Raw genomic sequence first — 7,998 nt, forward strand, 5'->3', positions numbered from 1 at the left:
ATTCTCCTTTAATACAAATAAGCCACCATCTTAAAAATATTTATTCGTGGCACATTGAGTAGCGTTTTATGAACAACACGTTGTTGCAAATTTTTGACTTAGTGACTACCTTCGCTATGATGCTAGTATTTATCCGTTTTATGCTGCAGTTTGCTGGAATGGATGAGAGAAACCCTATGATTGCGCCTGCTTATAAGGCCACGCGCATTGTAGATACGTTTGGGCGTATTTTTCCGACAGTTGCGCAAGGGCGTATCAGTATTGCGGCCATTGTATTGATGTTTTTAATCCGTCTCGTTGATATCTCTGGCAAAGCGGCGCTGATGCATAAAGGTATTGCACCTGCGCCGTTGTTTTTTGCTGGTACCACCAGTTTGGTTTTAGACTTTTTGCGCATGTGTCGCTATTTGGTCATTGGTTCTATTATCGTAAGTTGGATTGTGGTATTTACCCGATCTGAGCACCCGATCATTGGTATTATTATTAATTTAGCTGAACCTATCTTAGCGCCGTTTCGCCGCATTACACCAAATTTAGGCATGCTTGATTTATCACCGATGGTTGCCTTTATTGCCTTTCTTTTACTCGAGATGTTTATCGGCGGTTTGGCCTCAAGCTTTATGCCGATGTTAGGCTAAGCTGTATTTAATTTAGTATTGAGTACTATTTTAAAATATATTCTAAAGACTACTTAATACAAAAAAGACGCTCTCATCATAGGGCGTCTTTTTTATTTTTAGTTAAAGCTATTTTTATAAACTTACTTCTAGCTTACCCTTACTTAAAAGCTATAAAGCGATTCGGTATCAGTTGGGCACTGCTGTCTTCAGGATGTGGACGATCTGCTGCCACCAATGTCTGCATAATCCATCGATCAGCAGCTTTGATAGCTGTAATCAGCTCATCACCTAGAGCTAAGCGTCCTGCGATAAAGCTGGCCAGTGAGCAGCCAGAGCCATGAAATTCACCGTTTAGGCGCGGCAACGTACTTTGGTGTACCATGTCACTTTTAACGTATAAGTATTGCTCGATATCACCGCTGTCAAAGTCATGTGAGGTTTTGACCAGTACGGCATGTGTGCCTTGTGCACATAGTTTTTGTGCACCACTATGTAAGTCCTGCTCTCCGCTTAACGCCCTTAGCTCATGCGTGTTTGGCGTGATAAGTGTGGCATAGGGGAGCAGCTCTCTAAAAGCTGCGACAAGCGTTTGCTCGTCGCCCAAGCTGCCCCCGCTATTGGCAACGAGTACAGGGTCAAGAACAAAGGGGGTATCACTGCTAATTGTCTGCTCTGCAAATAAGCGTGTCAGCATAGCGATGTTATCTGTGGTGCCAAGCATGCCTGATTTTATCACGTGAACCGGCAAATCATTAAGAACTACTGTTGCCTGATCTTTTACTAAGGTTGCAGCGCAGGCTTCAAAACCGAATACTTGCTGTGAGCTTTGAACAGTGATGGCAGTACACGCGACAGCTGCGTGTCCACCTGCTGCCCCTATCGCTTCGATATCTGCTTGTAGCCCTGCACCCCCTGAGGGATCTAATCCAGAAAAACATAAAACAACTGGTCGCATAGCCTTCCTTTATCTATTTTGTTATGTTGGTTAAAGCTTGCTAAAAATTAACGCAATTTAGCGCTTATTAATTACTATAGCCATCTCAAGCCAAAAAAGCCACAACAGTAGGCTGCTACTTGTCTCTCGTTTAATTTGAATAATTAAGAAATAAGGCTAAGTCGTTGAAAAATAGAAATTATTGCATTCTTCAAAAGAGTATTATTTAAAATTTATGAGAAAGTGTCATGAAAATGATGGGTAACGCTTGCAATTCGTTTTGGCTTTGTTATAATACTCGCCCACGACATAAGACGTATCAACAAGCATTGATACTACAGTTTAAAGATATATTTCTTAAAATAATATTTAATAAATATTTCGATAAGTGTCTTAAATCGTTCGGTGAAGTGGGTGAGTGGCTGAAACCAGTTCCCTGCTAAGGAACCATACGTGTAAGCGTATCGAGGGTTCGAATCCCTCCTTCACCGCCATTTATTCGGTTTATTGTTAGATTGTAATGCAGTAAGTCGATGTCAGATATATTTGTAATTAGAATAGAAAAAAATTTTATTTTAATGAATAAAAAATATTGACATCAGCTGGATTATCTATATAATAGCCAACCTAATTTACTGTAAATGTTATTTAAAATACAGTGGATGATGTGCAAAATACGCGCCTGTAGCTCAGTTGGATAGAGCACTTGGCTACGAACTAAGGGGTCGGGAGTTCGAATCTCTCCAGGCGCACCATTTGCATAATAGCTTGTCTTATTAAGCTTCGAGCTAAAAACTAAATCAATCGCCTGTCTTATGACAATTTGGCGATTTTTTTATGTCTGCTGTTTTTGTAATAAGGGTTGTTTGTCTTATCTTTATATACTTCAAGTTTTAAATATTACAACACGTTTTCGACGCATCATCATTTTTATAATATGTATACTTCTGGGGCTTGGTATAAGTGTACGATAAGCACCCAAATTACGGTACAATAGTGTCATTATTTTCGCTTGCTATGAGCTTGTATCATGTCAAAAAGTACACCGAAGACTGTCCTTAAGTCAAAGTCTCCAAAAAAGAACACCTCTCAACAGCCCGTCCCTCATATTGAAGAGCCTACTATTGCCAAACCGACGACCCGTGTCGTTGCTATCTTATATGATGGGATGCTGATTTTGGCATTGTTGTTTTTGGTGGGGACGATGCTGACGGTGATTGGTACGCTATTGACCATGGAGACAGGGACGCAGTCTGAAGAGGCGCAGTCGCTACCCAGATGGTATCAGAACGTCGTTATGACACCTTCTTTTATACTGACGCTAGTAGCCTTCTATGGCGTGTTTTGGCGACGTGGTGGTCAAACACTGGGCATGCAAACATGGCGATTAAAAACGGTCAATAATGCTGGGCATTTGCTAACATGGGGGCAGTCATTCAAGCGAATTTTAGCAGCGGCATTAATGCCGTTAATTTTCGGTATCATTGGCAGTCTGATAGGAGGCTCGCGTGCCGTCCTGCTGACCAGTGCCTTTTTGGGTTTGGTATTTAACTATGTATTTTGCTTGTTTAATCGTCGGGGCCTAGCAGTGCAAGATATGCTATCAAACACCATTACCCTAAAGATGCCAAAAGTAGCGCATGAAGGTCTATGGCGTGGCTTTAAGAACCGCAAGCAGAGCAAATAATCAAAAGACATCAGCATCATCAGCCCATCGATGATGATACCACCTGTTATACAATGGCCGTTTGAACCAGCCATACCGTATAGCCAGTAAACAGTAGTATCATTGTAACGCCAGAGGTACGACCAAATCTTCGATTAGATATAAAAGCAAATGCACACATTATAAAGAGTAGAGAGGTAATCAGTGCCATTACCAATACATCACGAGATAAAATCATTGGGTTGGTTGTAATCGGTGCGATAACAGCCGCTAGCCCTACCACTCCTAACGTATTAAAGATATTGGAGCCAATGATGTTGCCAAGTGCCATATCGTGCTCACCGTGACGCGCTGCAGCGAGGCTTGCCACCAACTCTGGTAGGGACGTGCCAACAGCGACGATGGTCAGACCAATAATCAACTCGCTTAATCCCCAAAATGTCGCCATCTCAATTGCACCCCAAACAATCGCTCGTGAGCTTAAGACCAGCATCAGCATACCCACAAACAAGCTACCCAAACCCCGTGCCAAACTTGGTTCTATATAACCTGAATCAGTGCTTTTTATCCCTAAGCTTTCTATTGTATTGTTTGTGACCGGAACAATTTTTACTGTATCGCTGTCTTCGATGACATCGTTTTTCGGCTTTGAGCTGCCCTCACGTAGGCTCAGCACGATTTGGATGCTCAAGACCATGACTAATAAGGTTAGTAATGAGATACCATCGTTCAAGCTTAGTACGCCATCACGCAATTGCCATGCTGACAGAGCAGTAATGAGTAATAGCATAGGTAAGTCACGTGCTACAATACCTTTATGAATCACAATGGGGCTGATGAGAACGGTCGCCCCCAAGACTAACGCAATGTTGATGATGTTTGAGCCGTAAGCATTACCTAAGGCAAGCTCAGGACTACCATCTAGCGCTGCTAATATCGATACCACCATCTCAGGTGCGGAGGTACCCAATCCTAAGATCAACACCCCAATCAGAAAACTAGGTACACCTAATGTCTTTGCTAATGCGGTTGCGCCATCAATGAATACATCAGCACTCCAAACCAGAATGGCCAAACCAATCAGTATCGCAACACCTGCCAACCACATGGGTACTTTCCTTCAAAAATGATGAATTATTAAATCTGGATTGATATAAAAAAAGCCGAACCACAATGTGGATTCAGCTTTTGTATCGGAATAAATAGTTTTGCAAAGTTTAATGCAGGCTAACTATAAAGATAGGCGCTTTTGACTTTTTATCGGAACTATTAAGCCACTTGCACAGGGATAATATTTGCAGTGTCTTTAACGGTGTTATCTTCATTACAATAAACCAGTTTTGGCTGGTAGGTCGAGGCTTCAACTTCGTCAAAATGAGCATAAGCGCAAATAATGACGATATCACCCAAGTCTGCCATGTGAGCGGCGGCACCATTTAATGAGATAATACCAGAGCCAGCTTCAGCGCGAATAGCGTAGGTGCGAAAGCGCTTACCATTGGTGACATTATAGATGTCGATAGATTCGTTCTCGCGTAATCCAGCAAGATCTAATAAATCGCCATCGATACCGCATGAGCCTTCATAATGGAGCTCAGCATGCGTGACGCGGGCACGGTGCAATTTGCATTTAAGCATATTAAGTAGCATGAATTGCTTCCTTAGCGTAACAAAAGTAATCAGTTAATGGGGGCAGATACATAAAAATTAAAGGTTAAATCAAGACCTTATAAAGTTTGTGCTACCTACCGACTGATAAAGCCAAGATAGCATCATCAGTTTTAGGTAAATTTAACCAAAAGTATCATACCGTTTAGGCAGGTAGTTTAAAACTATTAATTTGCGAACGCGCGCGTTCAATATCGCCCTCTAATAATAAAGGTAGCGCTTCAAAAGCTGTCGTGAGTGCACTATCGATCGCAATTTGTTCATCAGGCGATGCTTTAGAGAGCACATGTCCGCTCACTTTAGACTTATGTCCTGGATGCCCAATACCGACGCGCAAGCGATGAAAGTCGTTTCCAATATGCGGGGTAATATCACGCAGGCCATTATGACCGCCATGACCGCCCGCCGTTTTTAGCTTGATGCTACCGGCATCAATATCGAGCTCATCATGAGCGATCAGTAGCTCATCATTGGCGATATTGTAATAATTGACCATCGGCACGACTGACTGTCCCGATTTATTCATAAAAGTTAGGGGTAGTAGCAAGCGCACATCATGACCATATACTTGTCCGCGTCCGGTCACGCCATGGAACTTCTTATCAGGGCTTAAGGCAATATTAAAATGATGAGCGATATGCTGCACAAACCAAAAACCTGCATTATGGCGAGTGAACATATATTGCTCACCAGGATTACCAAGACCAACAATGAGTTTTATCGCCATAACATACCTTGCCTAAAATGAGGGTTAAGCTAACTACAAAGAGTAAAATAGTATAAAGAGTAAAATAGCCTAAAATGAATATTATTTACAAAAATAACGCTGTCAGCTATTTTTGTAAATAATACTAGCAAAAACAGCAGGAGACAATGATCACCTGCTGTTTCTTTATCAACAAAATTGCTACTATTATAAATACAGTAGAGCGGTGTCTACTGATTGATAATCAATTATTCAGCGTCTTTGTCGTCAGCTTTGTCAGCTTGCTCGGTAGCTGGTACTTCGTCAGCATCAACTTCCTCAGCATCTTCGTCAACTTCTTCAACCGTTGGTGGCTGCATGTTAACGATAGTACGGTCGTGCGCATCTTCCATATCAAGATCAAAGATAATCACGCCTTCAGGTAAGTCGATGTCTGATAAGCGGAATAGATCGCCGATTTCCATACCTGATACATCTACTTCTAGATACTCAGGTAGCTGTGATGGTAGGCAAACGATTTCAACTTCAGTAACCAACGTAGATAGGATACCGCCTGCTTTTGTACCAGGAGCTTCTTCACGACCAGCGAAATGCACAGGAACGTTCATGTTGATCTTTTGGCCTTTGATAATGCGCTGAAAGTCAGCATGCATTGGAAAGCCTTTAGCAGGATGACGCTGTAAGTCTTTAATAACGACTTGATGTTCTTCACCTTTATCAGTCGTGATCGTCAAGATTTGTGAAAAGAAGGCTTCGTATTCAAGCGACTTTACCATCTCATTTAATTTAATTGAGATAGCCGTTGGTTCTTCACCGCCACCATAAATGATAGCAGGAACTAAGTTCTGCTTACGTAGGCGGCGGCTCGCACCTTTACCTTGTTGTTCAGCAGAGCGGTCAACCGCATTAATTGCAAAATGATCGATAGTCATGGATATAATCCTATAGAGTGTATGTGAAGTATCTACCAGTAACCTAAGACTTGCGACCAGTCTTCTACCGGATAATCGATACCTTAAATAGTATGAGTCACACCGCTAAGCCTCAAATGCTTAAAACTTACGAATAACGCATACAGGCGCGCATTATACGTGTTTTTGCAGCAATAATAAAGGCTTAGATAATTTGATGAAGATTAAGAAGCTCTTACGTGACAAATGATAGACGGTTGACCATGAGCAAAAATATTAAAGCAAAAAAAAGCGCTAAAGTTAACCTTTAGCGCTAATCATTAAGTAATCAGAATCATAAATATCAAATAATAAAAATATAATCTTTAAGCATCAAACATAGCGCTGATTGACTCTTCATTATTGATACGGCGTAAGCTTTCAGCCAGCATCGGAGCTATAGAGACTTGACGGATTTTGCTACATGCTTGCGCAGCAGGAGACAATGGAATGGTGTCAGTCACGACCACTTCGTCCAATGCCGATTCGCTGATATTTTTTAGAGCATTACCTGATAGGACAGGGTGAGTGATATAAGCCAATACACGACGGGCGCCGTTTTCTTTTAAGGCTTCAGCCGCTTTGCATAGCGTACCTGCCGTATCGACCATATCGTCAACGATAACGCAGTCACGATCACGAACATCACCGATGATATGCATGACTTGTGACTCGTTGGCACGGGCACGGCGTTTATCGATAATCGCCATATCAGTATCACCTAATTGCTTGGCCATTGCGCGCGCACGAACCACACCGCCAACGTCAGGTGAAACCACCATGATGTTGTCGTAGTCTTGCTTTTGCAAATCGTTCAAAAGGACGGGTGTGCCGTAGATGTTATCTACAGGAATGTCGAAGAAACCTTGAATCTGATCTGAGTGTAGATCCACCGTCATGACGCGATCAATGCTAACGATATTTAGCATGTCAGCGACGACTTTGGCCGAGATAGGTACGCGAGCAGAACGAGGACGACGGTCTTGACGCGCATAACCAAAATACGGCATAACTGCTGTAATACGGCCAGCACTAGAACGACGAAGCGCATCCGCCATCATCATGATTTCCATCAAATTATCGTTGGTTGGTGCACAAGTCGGCTGCATAATAAACACGTCTTTACCGCGTACGTGTTCTTTGATTTCCACAGCAATTTCGCCATCAGAAAAACGGGTGATGTCAGCTTTACCAAGAGGGATGTGTAGGTGGTCGGCGACGGTTTTCGCAAGTTCTGGATGGGCATTGCCCGTAAAAATTGCCAAATAAGGCATGACTGAAGTCCTATTTATTGACTCAAGCAGCGACCACTAAGCAGTGTCTAACTGCCCAAATAAAGAAAAGAGTGGTGAAAATAATTGAAGACTACTTTTACAGTAAAAAATGGCAGGGGTAGCTGGACTCGAACCAACGGATGTCAGGATCAAAACCTGATGCCTTACCAACTTGGCTAT

General features: G+C 42.3%; 8 protein-coding genes and 2 tRNA genes. 4 read left to right on the forward strand and 6 right to left on the reverse strand.

Features of this window, described 5'->3' with window-relative positions:
- The first annotated feature begins 68 nt into the window (after positions 1-68).
- A complete protein-coding gene (locus ACS8FC_RS13140) occupies positions 69-638 on the forward strand; it encodes a YggT family protein (RefSeq protein WP_439262306.1) in 570 nt (189 codons plus the stop codon).
- A 139-nt stretch (positions 639-777) separates the two neighbouring features.
- On the opposite strand, the gene ACS8FC_RS13145 is transcribed toward ACS8FC_RS13140, so the two are convergent.
- Entirely contained in the window at positions 778-1,575 is a 798-nt protein-coding gene (locus ACS8FC_RS13145; RefSeq protein ID WP_439297117.1) for a hydroxymethylpyrimidine/phosphomethylpyrimidine kinase, read from the reverse strand.
- A 383-nt stretch (positions 1,576-1,958) separates the two neighbouring features.
- Here ACS8FC_RS13145 and ACS8FC_RS13150 point away from each other — a divergent pair.
- From ACS8FC_RS13150 to ACS8FC_RS13160, 3 genes are all read left to right on the forward strand, one after another.
- Positions 1,959-2,048: transfer RNA gene (locus ACS8FC_RS13150), tRNA-Ser, on the forward strand.
- 184 nt (positions 2,049-2,232) lie between these two features.
- Positions 2,233-2,309: transfer RNA gene (locus tag ACS8FC_RS13155), tRNA-Arg, on the forward strand.
- Between the two features lie 275 nt (positions 2,310-2,584).
- The gene (locus ACS8FC_RS13160) at positions 2,585-3,241 is read left to right on the forward strand and encodes an RDD family protein (RefSeq protein WP_439297118.1); all 657 of its coding nucleotides are present in this window, start codon (positions 2,585-2,587) and stop codon (positions 3,239-3,241) included.
- Between the two features lie 46 nt (positions 3,242-3,287).
- Here the strand turns inward: ACS8FC_RS13160 and ACS8FC_RS13165 are convergent, their stop codons facing one another.
- The 5 genes from ACS8FC_RS13165 to ACS8FC_RS13185 all read right to left on the reverse strand — a co-directional run bounded on the left by ACS8FC_RS13165 (position 3,288) and on the right by ACS8FC_RS13185 (position 7,818).
- Positions 3,288-4,328 (reverse strand): calcium/sodium antiporter, encoded by a 1,041-nt coding sequence (locus ACS8FC_RS13165; protein WP_439297119.1) that lies wholly within the window; start codon positions 4,326-4,328, stop codon positions 3,288-3,290.
- A gap of 161 nt (positions 4,329-4,489) precedes the next feature.
- Positions 4,490-4,870 (reverse strand): aspartate 1-decarboxylase, encoded by a 381-nt coding sequence (panD, locus tag ACS8FC_RS13170; protein WP_010196068.1) that lies wholly within the window; start codon positions 4,868-4,870, stop codon positions 4,490-4,492.
- A 163-nt stretch (positions 4,871-5,033) separates the two neighbouring features.
- Positions 5,034-5,615, reverse strand: a complete 582-nt coding sequence (gene pth, locus ACS8FC_RS13175) for an aminoacyl-tRNA hydrolase (RefSeq protein WP_299218531.1) — start codon at positions 5,613-5,615, stop codon at positions 5,034-5,036.
- Positions 5,616-5,842: 227 nt separating this feature from the next.
- A complete protein-coding gene (locus ACS8FC_RS13180) occupies positions 5,843-6,526 on the reverse strand; it encodes a 50S ribosomal protein L25/general stress protein Ctc (protein WP_299218529.1) in 684 nt (227 codons plus the stop codon).
- Between the two features lie 344 nt (positions 6,527-6,870).
- Positions 6,871-7,818 (reverse strand): ribose-phosphate pyrophosphokinase, encoded by a 948-nt coding sequence (locus tag ACS8FC_RS13185; protein WP_173239542.1) that lies wholly within the window; start codon positions 7,816-7,818, stop codon positions 6,871-6,873.
- Between the last annotated feature and the right edge of the window lie 180 nt (positions 7,819-7,998).

The sequence above is a fragment of the Psychrobacter sp. 1Y4 genome (assembly GCF_051847555.1).

Coding starts and splice junctions, on each gene's coding strand:
- ACS8FC_RS13140 (WP_439262306.1), top strand. CDS start 69: ATGAACAACACGTTGTTGCAAATTTTTGACTTAGTGACTACCTTCGCT.
- ACS8FC_RS13145 (WP_439297117.1), bottom strand. CDS start 1,575: ATGCGACCAGTTGTTTTATGTTTTTCTGGATTAGATCCCTCAGGGGGT.
- ACS8FC_RS13160 (WP_439297118.1), top strand. CDS start 2,585: ATGTCAAAAAGTACACCGAAGACTGTCCTTAAGTCAAAGTCTCCAAAA.
- ACS8FC_RS13165 (WP_439297119.1), bottom strand. CDS start 4,328: ATGTGGTTGGCAGGTGTTGCGATACTGATTGGTTTGGCCATTCTGGTT.
- panD (WP_010196068.1), bottom strand. CDS start 4,870: ATGCTACTTAATATGCTTAAATGCAAATTGCACCGTGCCCGCGTCACG.
- pth (WP_299218531.1), bottom strand. CDS start 5,615: ATGGCGATAAAACTCATTGTTGGTCTTGGTAATCCTGGTGAGCAATAT.
- ACS8FC_RS13180 (WP_299218529.1), bottom strand. CDS start 6,526: ATGACTATCGATCATTTTGCAATTAATGCGGTTGACCGCTCTGCTGAA.
- ACS8FC_RS13185 (WP_173239542.1), bottom strand. CDS start 7,818: ATGCCTTATTTGGCAATTTTTACGGGCAATGCCCATCCAGAACTTGCG.